This is a genomic window from Bacillus sp. BD59S (assembly GCF_007363175.1).
GTDB classification, from domain to species: domain Bacteria; phylum Bacillota; class Bacilli; order Bacillales; family Bacillaceae_G; genus Bacillus_A; species Bacillus_A pacificus.
Genome location: NZ_CP034686.1, coordinates 2,492,810 through 2,511,709 on the forward strand (window position 1 = coordinate 2,492,810; position 18,900 = coordinate 2,511,709).

Here is an 18,900-nt window from a genome sequence, read left to right on the forward strand (position 1 = left end):
CCCTTTACATGGCACTACTTTCTAATTTGTAAATAAGCACGAATCATAAAGTAACTCACTTCATTCGGAAGTTGTTCCTTAATCGATTTCAGGCCACCATCAGCATTTTGCACAGCAGTTTCAATCAGTTGTTCGTATTCTGCAGGAACAAAACTGTTCCAGTCTACTTCCATTCCATCTTCAAAACAACGAATTAAATGATTTTCAATCGTTTGTCTTGATAATCCACGTTCTTTCGCAATTTCATCTAGATTAATACCTTGTTTATACATTTCATACGTTTCCAAATGAGAATTTGCTGAAGCTTTCCCTGACTTCTTCCGCTCTGACACCACTTCTGTTTTAATAGTTTCAGCATAGTTTGGGTTTGCATCAATAAAGTGCTGAACTGCTTGTAAGAAATGCGAACCATACTTCACAAGTTTATGTTCACCAATCCCTTTCACAGTTAAAAGTTCAGAGTCACTTTGCGGCATTTTTGCGCACATATCTTTCAACGTTTGGTCAGAGAAAATAACGAATGGCGGTACACCTTCTCCTTGCGCAATTTCTTTACGTACTTCACGAAGTACTTCAAATAAAGGATGATCTTGAACGATTTGTCTTGTCTCTACTCGTTCTTTACGTAATACATTCTCATTACCTAGTAACACTTCTTTCCCTTTTTCCGTTACTTTTAATGTGGGATAAGTACCATGTTCAACTGCAATTAGCTCGTCTGAAATTAAAAACTCAATAAATTCACTCACTTCTTTTACACTACGATTTGATAAAAGTCCGTAAGTTGGCAAAGTATGAAAATTAAATTCAATGACTTTCTTATTTTTAGATCCAGTTAGTACTTGTGCAATCATTTGTTTACCAAATCGTTGGTTCGTCCTAATCATACAAGATAAAACCATTTGCGATTCTCTCGTCACATCGATACTTTCTCGGTCGTCTGTACAATTACCGCAGCGGCCACAATCTTCTTTCGGTTCTTCTCCAAAGTATTGTAAAATAAATGATTGTAAACATTGTTCTGTATGACAGTAATCAGTCATATTTTGCAGTTTTTCAAGCTCATTTGAAAAACGAGACTCTCCGGTCGATTGATCAATCAAAAAGCGCTGTACTTGCACATCTTGAGAAGAATACAGCAATATACATGCACTATCTAATCCGTCACGGCCAGCACGTCCTGCTTCTTGATAATAACTTTCCATATTTTTTGGCAGTTGATAATGAATAACATAACGAATATTCGATTTATCAATCCCCATCCCAAACGCAGATGTAGCTACCATTACACTCACTTCATCACGTAAAAAGAGTTCTTGCTGCTCATTTCGATCGTTATCACTCATACCGGCATGGTATTTTGAAACAGAAACTCCCGCTTTCATTAAATCCTCATACAACTGATCAACTACTTTTCTAGTAGCTGCATATATAATCCCAGACTCTTTTTGATTTTGACGAATATAATCCGCTAAATATGCATTACGATCTTGTCCTTTAATAACAGAAAATGATAAGTTCTCGCGCTCAAACGTTGTCATAATCGTGTTTTCTTGATTAATTCCAAGCGTGTTGCAAATATCATCACGAACTTGTGGTGTTGCCGTAGCAGTTAATGCTAATACGAGTGGCTTTTCTGGAAGATAATCTAATATACGGTGTATATGTAAATAGCTCGGACGGAAATCATGTCCCCACTGCGAAATACAGTGCGCCTCATCAATAGCAATCATCGGGATTTTCATATCGATAAGTTGGTCAACAAACTCCATTGAATCAAGTCGCTCTGGCGCTACATAAAGTAACTTATAATGGCCCTGTTTCGCTAATTGAATTCGTTGATTCGCTTCTGTAATCGAAATAGAACTATTAATGTATGTAGCTGAAATACCATTTTGTACTAATGTATCTACTTGGTCTTTCATAAGTGATATTAAAGGCGATATAACTAACGTTGTTCCTTCAAATACTAATGCGGGAATTTGATAACAAATTGACTTACCACCACCTGTAGGCATAATACAAACTGTATCTTTCCCATCTAATACATTTTTAATTGTTTCATCTTGTCCTCTTCGGAATGACGAATAACCGAAATAAGACGCTAAAAGTTCTTGTGCTTTTGTAAACAAAAAAGAGTCACCTGCTTTTCTTTATCTTTCATCTACTCCTATTATATCATCTCTTATGCGTCATGAAAGTGATGAATACACGACTAATTTCCTGCTTTTTCATTATTTTATGCTTCTTTACGTTTTAGAGATTGATTAACAACTATAACGAATTTCAAAATAAATACACATTTTATTGATTCTCCTTGAATACTACTAATCTTATACATATGAATTCAGGAGGTTACTTTATGAAGCATCGTAATATTAGTTCCATCAAACCGAAAACCGTATCGAACCAACTCCAATTCTCAAATAATGACGCATGGAAATATGAATCATATTATAAGTATCAACCATTATTTTCTTATAGAAAGCTTTTTCATTTTCTTTCTCACCTTTTTAAACCTTAATACACGTGCGAAATAGATCGTTCATAATAATTTTCTCAATATGAACCTTATAGACTTAATACAATACAGTTGTTAACATATAAAATATTCTGTTGGATAAATCCCTTAAGTTGACCTGCTTAATTGTGCAGGTCTTTTTTTATTTATATATATTTCAGTACACTTTTAGATGTGATTGTAAATCTTTTCTCCATTTTATAACCATACTCCACTCACAACAAATGATGATAATAGCAAGAAGTAAAATATAAGTTTTTAACATTTAATAAAGTAAATCTTTTTTTCTCAATACACAAAACGAATTTCACTTGTTACTATTAAAGTACTCCAGATGAGTTTTTGCTCATCGACATTATCTAGTTAAAGGGATCTGCCGCGGGAAGCAGATCCCTTTGACTTTATTAAAGATACACTTTCATTTGGACACATTTACCAGGTTTTTTCAAGCGAATTTTATGATAATATTACGTAGTCGAGTCCGACATCTCGGCAATACCCTTTTGATGCTCTGCAACTTCCCTTGCAGAGCATCTTTTACTTTATATTCGTTTTATCTATATATCAAAATTAAAACACTCATTTTTTAAAATAAGCGAGGACACGTAACTAAATATAAATTCCCATCATACTTTGAGTTATACATGTTCAAAGGAGTGTTACCGTTTATGTATCCTTATTGGCAATCGTATTACTCCCCCTATCATAACCCTTATGTACACTTTGATACATCTGTACGTAATTACCGAATTAGTAAAAACGAGAATTTTTTAAAAGGTTATATGCGTTCCTTATGGGAACAACACGTTGCTTGGACGAGATTAGCTATTATAAGTATTGTTTTCAATTTACCTGACGTAAACATTACAGTTGGGCGGCTTCTTCAAAATGCAACACATATGGGACTGTCACTTGAACCATTCTATGGTGAGGATGCAGTGAAAAAATATAGTGCACTAATTAAAGACCACTTAGTAATTGCAGCGGATCTTGTTAAAGCAGCAAAAGCTGGTGATCAAAATTCAGCTACTGCTATAGAGAAAAAATGGTACGCTAACGGAGATGAAATTGTTGCGTTTCTTACTAGCATTAACCCATATATTGATAAAGAAGCATTTAGAAAAATGTTTTATGAACATTTAGCACTAACTAAGGCAGAAGCACTGGCATTCCTAAATAAAGATTATGAAGCAGGCGTAAAACTGTATGATAAAATTGAAAAAGAAGCTTTAGAAATGGCCGACATGATAACAAACGCAATCGTAAAGCAATTCCCGCAAGTATTTCAATAACAATAAGCCGATTTGAAAACAAAATCGGCTTATTGAACTTTCTATCAATGATATTTCACCTGTCCTCTTTACATTTAACGTATATCGATATATTTTATTAATATCCGTTTTTTATAGGAGGAAACAGTTTGATTAACGCCATTGGTCTCGTATTTATACTCACAAATAAACATGAGAAAAAGAAGAAAGTTTATCTAAATGAAAAATTCGCATTAATAGACATTATTGATTCTAAGGAAGTAATTGATGATGAAGGAAACTCACTAGTAGAACTAACATGTAAATACAGTATATATTTAGATGAAAAATATTACTGTAAATCTCTTGATGATTATACTGGACAAGTCTTTCCTTTCTTAAGTGCTAAAATAGGAAAAGGAATTCTCAGAAACTTAAATTATTATTTTTCTTACGTTGATGTATACGATAAAAAACCACCAGTTAAAGAAATAAGACCGCTTATGAAACAAGTAACTAACAGATAGCAAAAAATACAAAAAAAGAAAGCATCTAACTTTGAACTGCACCTCCAACTGTTAGACACAGTCTAACAATTGGAGGTGCAGTTTTTCTATGGCTAAAATAACCTTGTCTAACTTTTAGGGGCACTTCACATGACGGCCTTTTATTTAGCAAACTATTCTGTTGTATAAAAATATTTGAGTCCCTTAGCATCTAACCAAGCTGTCGCTCGATCTAATTCATTCCCTTGGCGATATGCTGTTTCAAATCTAACTAATCCTTGTTTATCTCCATATGAGATAATACGAGATTCATACCCAAGAGCATCCATCATTCCTAACATTTCTACTACTAACGATGTACCAAATTCATACGTAACAACTTTACTAAATTTATTCACTATAATTCCAACTCCTTCTTGTTTTGTCGATTGTTCAACAGTTTGATTAGTAAACCAAACTAACGGTTTATTTCCCATTAACTTATTTAAATCACATTTTCCTATGCCGGCTACATTCCCTGTTTCTGTGTATTGCCAAATATCACATGGGTAGGATGGTTTGTTACCACCATAACGAGGAATCCATACAAAATCACAATTGACATTTGCCATTCCAAATAGAGCATACATATGATGAGCGATGTATAAACCGACTTTCTTAGCTCCTAATCTTCGTAATTCATCAATAAAGGCTTGTGTACCTGCCCTCATATCGTTCATTGTTTTTACTTCTACATCAGCTACCCAAACTGTCGCATTTTTATCACCACGGTTCCAAAAGTCTCTCGCCTCTATCCGTGCATCCTCTACTGAAACGAAACGACAGAACGCATAATTACCAAACGGAATATTTCTTACTTTCATTGCTTGTACATAATTTTCATATAAAGGATCTACATAATTTGAACCATCTTGCACACGTGCAATTACAAAATCTAATTGTGGAGCCGCGATATCCCAATTAATGTTGCCATTCCATTTCGAAATATCTACAATGTAACCCATTATTTAACATCACCTTTTTCGTTATTATATTCAAATCTTGTTTTTTTGCTAGTATCATCTAATAAATAGTATGAGAGGTATTGTATTATTTAGTAATCATTTAAAATTCGGCTTATGTATTGAGAAAATACAATATTATTACGGGTTTAATAAGTAAAGACTTACAAAGCTCTAAACTATAATCAGTAGGAGGCTACAAACAGTGCAATTCCCAGCTAATTGCTTAGCTTCATCCGAATTTTGAAGTATGAATTTTACTGCCCATTAAAGCGGGATACACAAAACCACCTTTCTGACAGGTGGTTTTGTGTACTACTTTACATATACATTATTCATATTTATAGTTACATAATTAGTAATTACTTAATATACTTGTTAACTAAAAATAAGACAATTTTTAGTTTTTAATCAAACTAATTTTCGTTTTATCTCAAGTACTCATAGTACCATTTACGTGCATCTAACCAAGCTGTAAATTTATCGATATTTCCGGACGGATAGCCATTCGTTATAGCATAACCAATGCCATCTTTCTGAACGACAATTTGTCCATCAATACCCGCATCAACCATCGCCTGAGCCAAAGCTTGTAAATTGCTAAATGCTACACCACCAGTTTTTACTTTGAGCATGTCCGTTGCACCTCCTCCAGTTTGTCCTGTAAGAGCAAATACAATAGAATTAGCGATTTTATCAACATTCCATTTTGCCATGTCAGATTCATTATCAATAAATCCTAATTCAATAAGAATAGCCGGTGCCTTCGTTCCATTTAATACTGCTAAATCTGTACGTTGTTTTGCACCTCGATCACGCCATCCAATATCTTTTGCTAGTTGAGCTGATATTTTAGCCGCCAAATCTTTCTGATCATAATACAAAACCTCAACACCCTGTCCATTTCCATCACTTGCATTAAGATGAAAAGAAATAACTAAATCCACAGCATGGGAATTGCTATTCCGAATGATATTATTTAAATTCTGCGATTGAGTTGTCCCTACCTCATCCGTATCGTCATAAACCGTGTGTCCTAGGGATCTTAACTTAGTCGCCACAGCATCTTTAACTTGCCTATCTAGAACGTGTTCTTTCCGATTCCCAAAATTAGCCCCTTGAACAATACTATTGTGCCCTCCGTGCAAACTATATCTGGCCATTATTTATCAACATCTCCTTTCTTAATATCATATTCAAAACTTGTCTTATTGCTATTCCCTCTTATAATCTTAACTGTCCCCATACATCCTACATTTTCTAAAGGTGAAGGCAAATCGTTTTCAATATAAAGTTCAACTAATAATCAGTGGGGGTTTTGTTCATCCCCCACTGATTATTAGTTGAACCAATCGGGCTTTTACAGGCAATTGATCTCCCACCTAACTTCTTTGCTTCCGCTGAATTTTGAGGTGGGGGTCTTACTGCCCGCAAATAGCGGAATGAAAAGTGATGTCACTTCACAAATCTGATGCTTCGTTCTCTAAATTGCATTAACTTGAATGATGACACGAACAAAAAGCATCACCTTTTTGGCGATGCTTAAAAACTCTATTTTACGTTTTAGCTCCCTAAATAAAATTTAAGATCATGGTGACTGAAACTATACTTATATTTCCTCCTCTTCCTTCACTGCCCCTTTCAACCTCTGCAACATATACCCAATCCCTTTACATCCTGCTAACGGATACGTTATGATTTCTTCTGGATATAATTGTGTCACTACTTTCTTATGCTTCTTCCCTGCAAGTAAAACAATTTCATCAAACTGAAGCAAGTCTTTTTCTATCAATTGTTGTTTTAATTGTTCCATACTAATAATTTCATCGCTCTTTGAATTAAAGGCAAGATCATAGTTTTCTAGTACAATATCACTCGGCCTTAAAAATCCATGCTTCGCCGATAATATAACCCAATTCTCGAAAAACAGAGTTGCATACGCCTGACACGCTTTTCCGAACGGGCTAATATATACATCTTTTGCCTCCATAGGCCCGTAATCCGGATACTTATCCCAAATTTTCTTCTTTCCGCATGGAATTATGCATAACCTTTTCATCGTTATTTCTTACCTCATTTCTAACTTTTTACATATAAAAATAGAGAATTCTCTACCTCTTCATACTCAGCTTCTATATCTCCAATCCCCACTACGTTCCAACCATTATTTGTTTCTATCGGTTTTTCATTCATTATAATATGAATTTGTGTCATATTTTTAAAATCTTCTTCAAAAGATGCTAAAACAGGCTGATTTAGCATATATGTTTTATAATGTATACTTACATTTAAAAATGTTTTATGTAATGCTTTATTTCCGTTTAACTTTACATTCATTGGATTAAACGAATTTAATTTTATATCCCCTACTATATACAGATCATACCCTTCTTCACCATAAAATTGCTTAATATCCTCGTCTCTTTCATTTTGAACAAAATGAAAGATTTGCTTCGTTTCTTTACTTATTGCAATTTCATTATTTAAACTTAAAACAACATTTATATTTTGTTTTAAAAAGGTATATAACGATTTATCACTATTAAAGAAGCTCATTTTCCATTCAGGAAGGATTTCGTCTAATATTAAACATAAAAGCATTCCTGAGCTATAGCAGCTCTTTCTAATGTTACAATTAGCATCATATGCATCTAAAATAAATCCGCTATATTTTCGTAATGTTTCGCTTGGATCATTTTTACATACTGCAATGTAAGCATTCATTTCAACATACCAAGCAGGCCCCTCTATGCTTTCAACCATACATTCATATGCTATAAACTCTTCTTTCATAAAACTAGCTCTTTGCTCCCTTAGTTCAATAAATTGTTTAATATAATTATTTTTCTCAGCTGGTGTTTTACAATGAACAGCATCATATAAACAAATTCGTTCTCTATTTCGTAATTCTATATTTTCTTCTGTTATTGGATATTGAAATCCTAAAGACTCATTTGGAAATCTACTTTCTTTATGCAAATATTGATAGCAATGAAAAAGTTCATGCACCACAATCGCAAGTAAACTTGCATAATCTTTATATCTATTCATATTTACGATGGCAGTTGGATAATCTTTGAATAGAATACAAATATCACCTTTAAATTGTTCATCCCACTTTAAAACTCTATACTCATCATTATCTTTCAAAAATAGAGGATGATGAAATACATACACATGTTCATCATCATATAATGCAAATGCAGCCCTCTTAAAACCAGGCCATAGCCCATTTAATAAATCCAAATCTACATCTTGCTTTATTCGATTTAGTATATTGTTCATAATATATAACACCCCTATATCATTCTACATACACCTATTCTATTCCACTTAAAAACAACCCTTTTATTTACATAAATATTAGAAAAACATATATGTTATCTCAAACTATAATGTATTATGTAAATGTACATGTGATGATTTTATGAAAAGGAGGTGAACAAATGAAAAATATAACCCCTGCACTAGTACTCTATATTATTGTTTGCATAATCGCTATGCTTGCTCCAGCGTCTGAAGGCTATAATCATGTGGGCTGGAAATTGTTTGTTGGGCAAGCGTATGCCCTACCTATTTTCCTAATTACAGCTATTATTACATTTTATATAAACAAGAAAAAATCTACGAATAAACAGTTATAAGGATAGCGAATGCTATCCTTATTTTAATTCGCTAATCAGTTCTAAAATAACGATTGCAGTACTTTCAATCCTTTCTTCCGAAAAATCAAACGTAACACCTGTATTTTCATATATTTCTTGTATAGGTAGGTTCCAATCTGCACTCGCTCCCTCTTTAAAGAAAGTAATCGCTTCTTCTGGATCCTCTCGATATGTTTGAAACAATTGCATTGCTCCTATTTGTGCAATTGCGTATTCAATTTTATAAAAAGGAAACTGAACAAAGTGAAATGTCTCTAACCAACTCGAACCAATTTCCTCCTCTAATCCTGCATTGTCAACTGATGAATATTGATACCTTTTGCATAGTTCTGCGTATTTTTTATCTCGCTCTTTAGATGTATGGTTTGGATTTGTATAGATCCAATGCTGGAATACATCTCCTGCAACTGACGATATTAATAAAGACAAAGTACGATATAATTGTACTCGCTGCACTTCTTTATATTCATCTTCTTGCTTGTAAAAGATATTAAGCTTATCCATTACTAGTAACTCAAGGCTGAGAGAATACAGCTCAGCCACCTCTTCACGAAGATATTTTTCTTGCATGCTACTTTCATTATTAAATTGTTTATAAAAATGAAATGCATGCCCCAATTCGTGTATCAGTGCATGAATTGCATAAAAAGATGGACTAAAATTAGAATACACAAAAACCTCTTTACTATGAGGCAAGGTAAAACAAGCAGCTCCTGGTGCTTTATTTTCACGTTCTTCTACGTCAATAAATCCAGCTTTCCTTATATGAATAAATTTCTCATAAAAATATAAATCAGTCTTCCGAAACATTTCTTCCACCCCCTCCAATAAATCAATGACATTTTGGAATGGGACTTTTGGTAAATTACATGGAGAAAGATCCCAAGGGCGATACGTTTTTACACTGAGATTCTTTTTAGAAATACTTCCTAACTGTTTCCAAATTGGTACAACATACTTTTCTATAGATTCATGGAGCTTATAGCAATCTTCAATACTGTAATCTCTGTTTTTTTGTTTAAAAGCATATTCACTATAATTATGAAACCCTGCATATAAAGCTATCTCATTCCGCAATTGAATGAGTTCATTCATAATACAATCTATTTCCATTTTCACTGCATTTCTTGCTTTACATAAAGCGTACCAAGCTTTTTCACGAATAGCTCTATTGGGATTATCTAGCTTTGCTTTAACGTATGCATACGTCTTTTGCTCGCCTTCCCAATTAATAGATATGTTTGACATTATTTCTCTATATTTCGTAATAAGCTCTTGCTCTTTAATAGAAAGAGCAATGTTCTTTTCATTAAACATTTTACTTTTTACTACTCTTACTTTTTTCATAAATCCATATTTCTGCTCATCTAATAAATTAGAAAATGGACACTCTCTAAATTTCTGGTCAAATTTTGCATTGTACCTTTTTAAAAGTGGTTGAATTGTATTTTGATTATTCATATGTAAATTACGTTTATTTCTGTCATTTGTATCTCTATACGTGGCGATTAAACTAGTTGTTATTTTCTCTTCTACTTCAGCGTTTACACACAATTCTTCCAAAAGCCAACGCTCTAACTCTGAAACAGAAGTAATATTTCGATCTAAAAGTGACTGTAATTTACTTTCTAAATTATTAAGCATACACAATCCTCCTGTTTTGAATTTTCTGTTTTTTGTAGATAAAAAAGGACAAGTAGCCAATCTGACTACTTGTCCTTTTTGTTAAACCATACCCAATTATATTAAGCTTGGAATGCTTCTGTTAATACTGGTACGATTTGTTTTTTACGCGATACAACACCTTTTAAAGTAGCAGTGTTGTTTTCTAGAGATACGTTGTATGCTTTCTCAACAACGTTTGCTGCTTTACCGATCGCAAGACCGACAGAATCGTTAGTTAAGATATCAGTTACAACGAATAAGAATAGGTCTAAACCTTTTTCTTCTACTACTGCAGAGATAACTTTTTCAAGTTCTGCTTGGTGTACAAGAACGTCGTTTGTATCAACAGCGTTTACTTGTGCGATTTCAACTTTCGCATTACCCATTTGGAATTCTTTAGCGTCAAGAGAGATTAATTGCTCCATTGTTTTTCCGCTTAAGTCAGCGCCAGCTTTTAACATTTCTAAGCCGTAGTTATCAGCATCTACACCAGCGATTTCCGCTAATTCACGAGCTGCTGCTACGTCTTGCTCTGTGCAAGTTGGAGATTTGAATAGTAAAGAATCTGAAATGATTGCAGATAACATTAAACCTGCAACTTCTTTACGAATTGTAATGCCGTTTTCTTTGTACATTTTGTTTAAAATTGTAGCTGTACAACCAACTGGCTCACAACGGTAGTAAATAGGATCGCTTGTTTCAAAATTAGCAATACGGTGATGGTCAATAACTTCTAATACACGAACAGATTCGATATCGTTAGCACTTTGTTGACGCTCGTTATGGTCAACTAAAATAACGTTGTCCACTTCGTTTGCTACTGTCTCAACAAAACGCGGTCCTGCTACTTTAAAATAGTCTAACGCAAATTGAGTTTCACCGCTGATTTCGCCTAAACGTACAGGCTCAGCATTCATTCCTAATTCTTTTTTCAATTCTGCATAAGCAATTGCAGAACAAATTGCATCTGTATCTGGGTTTTTATGCCCGAAAACTAGTACTTTTTCCATGTTTTCCACCTCTTCATGAAAAGGATATCTTAAAGAAGCAAATATGACAATATTTAAAGCATAATTTTTTATAAATAATTGCACTTTCTTCTATATTTTTCATCGTTTTTCGTAAAAAAGATCATCTAAAATGAATTAGATGATCGAAATGTATACTTTATTTAAAATAAAGTAGGAACTTGCGCTACATGATTTAGCACGTTATTTGGTGCTAAACCGTTATTTACAAGGTTAACATCTATAACTTGATAAAATGCATTTCCAGTATCTGCGATTTCCCACACAGCTAAAATAAGGTGATATCCATTTCTATCAGTAGGTACATTTGCTTCATGTGTTACGGAAGTTCCAGGTCTAGCTCCTCCATCATTTTTTACATAGAAAGGCACTAAATCTAAATCAGACCTCGTTAAAGGCTTATTTGGATTCCAATCTTTCTTCGTAATATAATATTTCCACTCTTTCGTACTATGTGGAGCCGTTAGTTTCCACTTGAATGTATTCGTCCCACCGTTTAACGTAACTTTCTTCCACCTATCTACAGTCTGTACATCTAAAGCAGGGAAATGGCCAGCTCCTGCAATTTGACCATCCGAAGGTCCTAATTGCGGGAATCCACCTATTCCTTCTACACTTTGCGGCTCATATTGAATCGGGCCGCAATTTACATTTACCCCTTGCTTACATAAATAAGAACGGCTCGCTGGTGATTCTACATATCCATGTGCTGAAGCTTTTTCTGAAAAACCGAAAGTTAACAATCCTGTAAGTAATATCCCACCACTTAATATAACTTTCTTCACCTTCTGTAAACCTTTCGTTTTCATCTCGTCATCCCCTTTCCCATAATAAAGCGAAAATAACTACAGTTGCCTAGTCATCTTCTCTACATCCATTATAAGTCGAGGAACATTACGAAAAGAACCCTCTAAAAACTTTCTCAAATTCAATTAGTACATTAAACAAATCCAAATAGCACAGCTACATAAATATAGCGGTGTTATTTGAATTTGAGCATAATAGCTATAAAATTTTATAATAAATAACTGTGGCATCTAAATCACCACTCGGAGAAATTGCGTATTCTGGTATTTTTCCAACTTCTTGATACTCTAATGATTTATACAATCTATTGGAAGGGTCTCCTTCTCTCGTATCTAGCACTATAAGGGACCTATTTTCTTGCTTTGCTCGCTCCTCTGCTTTTTGCATAAGTAAACGTCCAATACCATTACGTCTAAAGTTTGGATGCGTCATTAACTTACAAATTTCAGCTCTATGAATCCCATTGGGCTTTGTAACTAAATGTACTTGAACACTCCCTGCTACTTCATTATTTATTTTAGCAATATACAAGATCACTTCTGGTGCTAAGACGTTTTCCCAATACATCGCCGATTCTTTTTGTTCCAGTGGTGGTAAAAAACCAATTGACGCCCCATCATCTACAACCGTTTTCAAAAGTTTAGAAAGCTCCTCAACACCATCTTTTATTTGCTTAATCTCTTCAATTACTACATTTTGCATTACTAATCCCCCTTTTATTTCATTGTACCAAGTTTTAAGGAAGGAAAAACGAATTAATAAGATGAAATTATTTAAAGTACAATTTTTTAGAGAAAGGATACTTATATGAAGTATATATTAGATAGGACATATGCAAGAGAATTACTCGAGTGGGCATATGAACAAAACCCAGGTCCGTGGTTCGAACATTCATGTAATGTTGCCCTTGCAACTGAAAAGATAGTTGTAGAACTTATTCATAATGGGTATGACCTAAATGCTGACATAGCATATAATGCTGCCCTCCTGCATGATATAGGAAGGTATAAAGGTTTTACTAAATCTGTTATTCATTCCTATGATGGTTATATGTATATGAATGATTTAGGGTATAAAGGAAACGCGATTATTTGCGTTACACATTCATTCCCGTGTAAAAATAAGCATTTAGATATAGCAGCGGAGTGGTCCATTGTTCCTGATTATATGAAAAGACGATTAATTGAAATATTAAATGAAAATAGTGACTACGACTTATATAATAAGGTCATTACCCTTTGTGACGCACTTGCTGATGCGGATGGCTTTACTACTCTTGAAAAAAGATTGATTTCAGTTGGTTTACGACATGGAACAACCTCTCATTCTTCTTTACATTGGAAAGGTTTCTATACAATTAAGAATGAATTAGAATCTTTAATCGGTAAGAGCATTTACAGAGTTCTTCCTGACGTAGAAAAATCGATTTATAAAAACATGGAATGTTAAATTACATATAACTTAAAAAACGATAAAATCTGTATGCGTACTTCTAAAAACTCATTGAAAAGTGGAGGGATTAATCATTAGCAAAATAGGGTTTGAATTAATAAATCAAGAGGATCACTTTGATCTTGGATATGAAGATATCAAGGCGATATGTAAGAGATGTAAATTTTCTAACTGCTCCCACACAAATGAACCACACTGTGCAATTAAAAAAGCTATTTCCGATGGCATTATTACAGAAGACATGATGAATAGTTATTATAGAGATAAGAATGAATTCGAATATGTATGTAAACAAAAGAACAAAACAAAAGCTATTGATTACATGAAACAATTGAAACTTTTTCGGAAAACTTAAAACTAAATAAATAGTTGTTATTCCTCATTCCCACTAAATTTAAAATTCTTACTTTAATACATCACATACAAGGTAATTTTCATACTCAAATTTAATCTCACGTAAAAGAACGTTTTAAACATAAAGTTTAAAACGTTCTTTTTATATTCAATGATTTTGATTTTTCAGTTCTGTTAAACATTCCTGTACTAAAGTTACCGCTTGACTCATTGCAGCTCCGCCAGCAAATGCTGCTGATACACCACATGCTTCCAAAATCTCTTTATCTGAACACCCTTGATCAAGACAACCTTTTGTATGATAAATCGTACAATATTCATCTTGCGTTGCTAGACTAATTCCTAATGCGATAAGTTGTTTTTCTCTTTTTGTTAAAGCACCCTCTTGAAAACAAGCTTGCGTGAATGCATTATATGTCTCAGCAATTTCAGGAATTTGGTTTGTAAAACTACCGATTCCTTCTTTATAATGATGTAGAACGTCATTTACCGAACTATGATGTTGTTCGTATTCCATCTTATTATTACCTCCATTCAAATTATCTGTATCTATTGTAGTATGTGATGAAAATAAGGCAATATACCCTGATAAATAGAATGAATATTCAGTTTATTTTAGCTACAATTTCAGACTATCATCCACTACTGATTGTTCCTTATAGTTTTTCCTTTCAATCTCTTTACTTCTCTCTTCCCAAAAAACTAATTCTTCAATCCCTACATTTTTAGGATCAAATACGGGATCTTTTCCTTCTTTTTTCTGCGCTTCATAATCTTTTAACACTTTTAATGCAATTTTACTTAATAGTAAAATCGCGATTAAATTTAACCATGCCATACTACCAATTCCTAAATCTCCAAGATTCCATAAAAGTGACGCTGATTCTACGCTACCGATGTAAACCATAATTAAAAATCCAATTTTTAAAACTGGTTTTAACCAGCTATATTTAACCTCACGATCTAAATAAGTAAGTGTCGTTTCAGCGATATAGTAGTAAGCAAGTAAAGTTGTAAATGCGAAGAAGAAAATTGCGATTGAAATGAATAATGGACCAAATCCCGTCATAACAGTTTCAACTGCTTGTTGTGTATAGATTGGACCTGCATCAACATTCCCTATATTCTTTACAATAGCACCTTTTCCTTCAGGTATAACATTATACATACCTGTTATTAAAATCATAAGAGCTGTCGCTGTACAAACAACAATTGTATCGATATATACAGAAAACGCTTGAACTAACCCTTGTTTTGCAGGATGGGATACTTCAGCCGCAGCGGAACTATACGTCGCTTCTCCAACGCCAGCAACATTTGAAAATACAGCCCGCTTCACGCCCCATGCAATTGCTGCACCAACGATTCCACCAAACATTTCATTTACACCAAAAGCACTAGAGAAAATTAAAGCAAACATACTTGGAATTTCCGTTACATTCGCAATTAATACGATACATGTAACAATTACATAGCCAATTGCCATAAATGGAACAAGCATTTGCGAAACGCCAGCAATTCTCTTTACGCCGCCAAAAATGATTGCTGCTAATAATATGACTAACAATATACCAGTTATATATTTGCTAATACCGTTAGAGTTTTCGAATCCAACTGCGATACTACTTGATTGAATACCTGGTAATAAAACGCCATATGAAAGTGTTACAACGACTGCGACAATGACTGCAAACCATTTCATTTTTAAGCCTTTTTCGATGAAATATGGTGTACCACCGCGATATTCATTTCCGACTTTACTTTTATATACTTGAGATAATGTTGATTCAACAAATGCACTCGCTGCTCCTAATAGTGCCATTACCCACATCCAAAATACAGCTCCAGGTCCACCAAAAGCGATAGCTGTCGCAACGCCTGCAATATTACCTATTCCAACCCTACCAGATAACGCTAAACAAAATGCTTGAAAGGATGAAATTCCCGTCTCAGAGCTCTTCCCTTCAAATAATAGTTTAATCATTTCTTTAAAATAACGAATTTGTAGAAAACGAGTTGCAATTGTAAAATACACACCTGCTCCTAATGCGAAAATAACTAATCCAATACTCCATACTTGCCCTACTAACCACTCTACTAATTGCTCCATCCAAATCCCCCTTATCATTCTTTTGAAAACTATTTTATATATAAGAAAACGGACAACTATTATGAAATCTTCCAGTTGTCCGCCTATCTCATTATTTCATTCCTCTATTTATTAACAGTTAGATTCTCTATTACTTTATATTTACCCAAACACTTTTCACTTCTGTGTAATTATCAAGCGCATATGAACCTAACTCACGACCGATTCCAGATTGTTTAAACCCACCAAATGGTGCAGCTGCATTTTCTAAGTTATAATCATTAATCCATACTGTTCCTGCCTTTAATTTATTGGCAACTTGATGTCCGGTTTTAATATTTTGTGTCCATACACCTGCAGCGAGTCCGTATGACGAGCGATTTGCTCTTTCGATTACCTCTTCTATTGAATCAAATGGAAGTACAACGACAACTGGTCCAAAAATTTCTTCTTTCACAATTGTCATATCATCAGTAACATTTGTGAATACCGTTGGCTGTACAAAATAACCTTTTTCAAATGCACGTTCACCACCAACAGCAACAGTCGCGCCTTCAGCTTTTCCTTGTTCAATGTAATGTAGTACACGCTCTTGTTGCTTTTTAGATACGAGTGGACCCATTTCCGTTTCCTTCTCCATACCTGCTCCAAGTTTGACGTTATTCGCCATTTTCACAAGTTCAGTTACGACTGTTTCGTAATGTTTTCGGTGAACGAACACGCGAGAACCGGCACTACAATTTTGGCCGTGATTATACATAATGCCTTGGAATGCGCCGTTAATCGCTTCTTCTAAATCAGCGTCTTCTAAAATGATATTTGGTGATTTACCACCAAGTTCTAACGTTACATGTTTAATTGTTTCTGCAGATTGACGCATAATATATTTCCCTGTAACAGTTGAACCTGTGAAAGCTACCTTATCAATATCATGATGGTTTACGATTGCAGCTCCCGCTTCAGGGCCGAAACCTGGCACAAAGTTTACGACACCGTTTGGAAAACCGGCTTCTTTAAAGAGTTTCGCTGTATATAATAACGATAAAGGCGTTTGTTCTGCTGGTTTTAATACGATTGTACAACCTGTTGCTAATGCTGCTCCCATTTTCCAAGAAGACATAACGAGCGGAAAATTCCAAGGGATAATTTGACCTACAACCCCAACAGGTTCATGGCGTGTGTAATTTAAGTAATCTTTCGAAATTGGAATTGTTTGCCCAATAATTTTTGTAGCCCATCCAGCATAATAACGATAATTTTCTACAGTCGCTGCAATATCATCATCCAGTGCTACTTGATATGGTTTCCCATTATCTAAAGCTTCTAACTGTGCTAATTCTTCCCCATGCTCTTCAATTAAGTCTGCTAATTTATAAATAAGATGTGCTCTTTCAGCAGTAGTCATTTCTGCCCAAGGTCCTGATTCAAATGCAGCTCTTGCTGCTTTTACTGCAACATCAATATCCTCTTCTTGCGCTTCGCATACGACAGCTAGAACATCTTCTGTTGCTGGATTGTATGTCTCAAATGTCTTCCCGCTAATGGAAGGTACAAATTCACCATTAATAAACATTTTAATTTCTTCATTTAAAAACGCTTTCACTTTTGGTCTCAGCTCAATGTTTGTCGTTAACATATATGATCTCCTCCTTTTTTAAACAGCTGCTTGAGCAGCAATTTTTGAAATAATCATTTGAAGCTTTTGATCTTCTTCTTCAGTTAATCCGAGTCTTGGATAACGAGAAGGTCCCCCTGCTTGCCCGTGTAATTCCATTGAGCGTTTCACGATTTGTACATATTTTCCTGACCCTTCAAGAAACTCACAAAGAGGTAAAATCGCATCGTTTATTTCCCAAGCTTTTTCTAATTCACCATTTTGGAAATGCTCATACATTTTTGTAACAAGTCCCGGTATGATATTACCTGCTACTGAAACCCAGCCCGTCGCACCAACTAAATAAGATTCCATAACTAAATCTTCAGATCCACAGAATACTTGAAAAGCACCTTCGCCTTGTCTTACTAAATCTCTTGCTTTTCGAATATCTCCGCTAGATTCTTTAATATGTGTAACATTTTCACATTCTTTTCCAATACGTAGCATGAGCTCCGTACTCATATCAACACCAGATGTAAACGGGTTATTGTATAACATAATTGGTATATTTACAGCGTTTGAGATTTCTTTAAAGTGAAAATAAATTTCCTCTTCCTTCGGTTTACAATAGTATGAGTTAATAATTAATGCACAGTCCGCTCCGTACGCTTCCGCATGTTTCGTATATTCAATCGTTTCTTTCGTCGTTTCTGCTGCAGTCCCAACAATAACCGGAATACGGCCATCAACTTCTTTTAATACTGTTTCTACCATTTTAAACCGTTCTTCTTTTGATAAACTAACAAACTCTCCTGTACTTCCATTAATAATAATGCCAGCTACTTTTTGATTAATAAAATAATTTACGTTTTGCTTTACACCGTTCCAATTAATTTCTTGAAACTCATCCATCGGTGTGATTAATACTGGAAATGCCCCTTTAATATTTTTCATATTTATCTCTC

General features: G+C 34.3%; 19 protein-coding genes. 6 read left to right on the forward strand and 13 right to left on the reverse strand.

The window, feature by feature from the left end; translation table 11 throughout:
• Positions 1-14: 14 nt before the first annotated feature.
• The gene (gene recQ, locus EKQ63_RS14915) at positions 15-2,132 is read right to left on the reverse strand and encodes a DNA helicase RecQ (RefSeq protein ID WP_087953453.1); all 2,118 of its coding nucleotides are present in this window, start codon (positions 2,130-2,132) and stop codon (positions 15-17) included.
• A gap of 230 nt (positions 2,133-2,362) precedes the next feature.
• Here recQ and EKQ63_RS29925 point away from each other — a divergent pair, with 230 nt between their 5' ends.
• The 3 genes from EKQ63_RS29925 to EKQ63_RS14925 all read left to right on the forward strand — a co-directional run bounded on the left by EKQ63_RS29925 (position 2,363) and on the right by EKQ63_RS14925 (position 4,298).
• Positions 2,363-2,524 (forward strand): hypothetical protein, encoded by a 162-nt coding sequence (locus tag EKQ63_RS29925; RefSeq protein ID WP_173601600.1) that lies wholly within the window; start codon positions 2,363-2,365, stop codon positions 2,522-2,524.
• 665 nt (positions 2,525-3,189) lie between these two features.
• A complete protein-coding gene (locus tag EKQ63_RS14920) occupies positions 3,190-3,813 on the forward strand; it encodes an acetylglutamate kinase (protein WP_140168763.1) in 624 nt (207 codons plus the stop codon).
• A 128-nt stretch (positions 3,814-3,941) separates the two neighbouring features.
• Entirely contained in the window at positions 3,942-4,298 is a 357-nt protein-coding gene (locus EKQ63_RS14925; RefSeq protein ID WP_000606237.1) for a hypothetical protein, read from the forward strand.
• Between the two features lie 152 nt (positions 4,299-4,450).
• Here EKQ63_RS14925 and EKQ63_RS14930 read toward each other — a convergent pair whose 3' ends face one another.
• The 4 genes from EKQ63_RS14930 to EKQ63_RS14945 all read right to left on the reverse strand — a co-directional run bounded on the left by EKQ63_RS14930 (position 4,451) and on the right by EKQ63_RS14945 (position 8,563).
• Positions 4,451-5,281: a GH25 family lysozyme gene (locus EKQ63_RS14930; RefSeq protein ID WP_143881203.1), complete on the reverse strand. Its 831-nt coding sequence runs from the start codon at positions 5,279-5,281 to the stop codon at positions 4,451-4,453.
• Positions 5,282-5,706: 425 nt separating this feature from the next.
• Complete coding sequence (locus tag EKQ63_RS14935) at positions 5,707-6,441, reverse strand: N-acetylmuramoyl-L-alanine amidase (protein WP_087953449.1); 735 nt, start codon at positions 6,439-6,441, stop codon at positions 5,707-5,709.
• A gap of 446 nt (positions 6,442-6,887) precedes the next feature.
• Entirely contained in the window at positions 6,888-7,337 is a 450-nt protein-coding gene (locus EKQ63_RS14940; RefSeq protein ID WP_143881204.1) for a DUF6884 domain-containing protein, read from the reverse strand.
• 20 nt (positions 7,338-7,357) lie between these two features.
• Positions 7,358-8,563 (reverse strand): peptide ABC transporter permease, encoded by a 1,206-nt coding sequence (locus tag EKQ63_RS14945; protein ID WP_143881205.1) that lies wholly within the window; start codon positions 8,561-8,563, stop codon positions 7,358-7,360.
• A 161-nt stretch (positions 8,564-8,724) separates the two neighbouring features.
• Here EKQ63_RS14945 and EKQ63_RS14950 point away from each other — a divergent pair, with 161 nt between their 5' ends.
• Positions 8,725-8,922, forward strand: coding sequence for a DUF4017 family protein (locus EKQ63_RS14950; protein ID WP_087953447.1), 198 nt, complete (start codon positions 8,725-8,727; stop codon positions 8,920-8,922).
• 18 nt (positions 8,923-8,940) lie between these two features.
• On the opposite strand, the gene EKQ63_RS14955 is transcribed toward EKQ63_RS14950, so the two are convergent.
• From EKQ63_RS14955 to EKQ63_RS14970, 4 genes are all read right to left on the reverse strand, one after another.
• Positions 8,941-10,587, reverse strand: coding sequence for a M3 family oligoendopeptidase (locus EKQ63_RS14955; protein ID WP_143881206.1), 1,647 nt, complete (start codon positions 10,585-10,587; stop codon positions 8,941-8,943).
• Between the two features lie 101 nt (positions 10,588-10,688).
• Positions 10,689-11,618: a manganese-dependent inorganic pyrophosphatase gene (gene ppaC / locus EKQ63_RS14960; protein WP_087953445.1), complete on the reverse strand. Its 930-nt coding sequence runs from the start codon at positions 11,616-11,618 to the stop codon at positions 10,689-10,691.
• A gap of 161 nt (positions 11,619-11,779) precedes the next feature.
• On the reverse strand, positions 11,780-12,445 hold the full coding sequence (locus EKQ63_RS14965) for a lytic polysaccharide monooxygenase (RefSeq protein WP_087953444.1): 666 nt from the start codon (positions 12,443-12,445) through the stop codon (positions 11,780-11,782).
• Between the two features lie 196 nt (positions 12,446-12,641).
• Positions 12,642-13,145 carry a GNAT family N-acetyltransferase gene (locus tag EKQ63_RS14970; RefSeq protein ID WP_143881207.1) on the reverse strand — a complete coding sequence of 168 codons (504 nt, stop codon included), beginning with the start codon at positions 13,143-13,145 and terminating at the stop codon, positions 12,642-12,644.
• A gap of 105 nt (positions 13,146-13,250) precedes the next feature.
• On the opposite strand from EKQ63_RS14970, the gene EKQ63_RS14975 reads away from it, so the two are divergent.
• Complete coding sequence (locus EKQ63_RS14975) at positions 13,251-13,892, forward strand: HD domain-containing protein (RefSeq protein WP_143881208.1); 642 nt, start codon at positions 13,251-13,253, stop codon at positions 13,890-13,892.
• Positions 13,893-13,953: 61 nt separating this feature from the next.
• On the forward strand, positions 13,954-14,250 hold the full coding sequence (locus tag EKQ63_RS30270; protein ID WP_087953441.1) for a P-loop NTPase family protein: 297 nt from the start codon (positions 13,954-13,956) through the stop codon (positions 14,248-14,250).
• Positions 14,251-14,397: 147 nt separating this feature from the next.
• Here EKQ63_RS30270 and EKQ63_RS14985 read toward each other — a convergent pair whose 3' ends face one another.
• The 4 genes from EKQ63_RS14985 to dapA form a co-directional block, all read right to left on the reverse strand.
• Positions 14,398-14,766: a carboxymuconolactone decarboxylase family protein gene (locus EKQ63_RS14985; RefSeq protein WP_087953440.1), complete on the reverse strand. Its 369-nt coding sequence runs from the start codon at positions 14,764-14,766 to the stop codon at positions 14,398-14,400.
• A 102-nt stretch (positions 14,767-14,868) separates the two neighbouring features.
• On the reverse strand, positions 14,869-16,359 hold the full coding sequence (locus EKQ63_RS14990) for an alanine/glycine:cation symporter family protein (RefSeq protein ID WP_087953439.1): 1,491 nt from the start codon (positions 16,357-16,359) through the stop codon (positions 14,869-14,871).
• Positions 16,360-16,489: 130 nt separating this feature from the next.
• Positions 16,490-17,974 (reverse strand): aldehyde dehydrogenase family protein, encoded by a 1,485-nt coding sequence (locus EKQ63_RS14995; RefSeq protein WP_143881209.1) that lies wholly within the window; start codon positions 17,972-17,974, stop codon positions 16,490-16,492.
• Positions 17,975-17,992: 18 nt separating this feature from the next.
• On the reverse strand, positions 17,993-18,889 hold the full coding sequence (dapA, locus tag EKQ63_RS15000; protein WP_061182933.1) for a 4-hydroxy-tetrahydrodipicolinate synthase: 897 nt from the start codon (positions 18,887-18,889) through the stop codon (positions 17,993-17,995).
• Positions 18,890-18,900 lie beyond the last annotated feature (11 nt).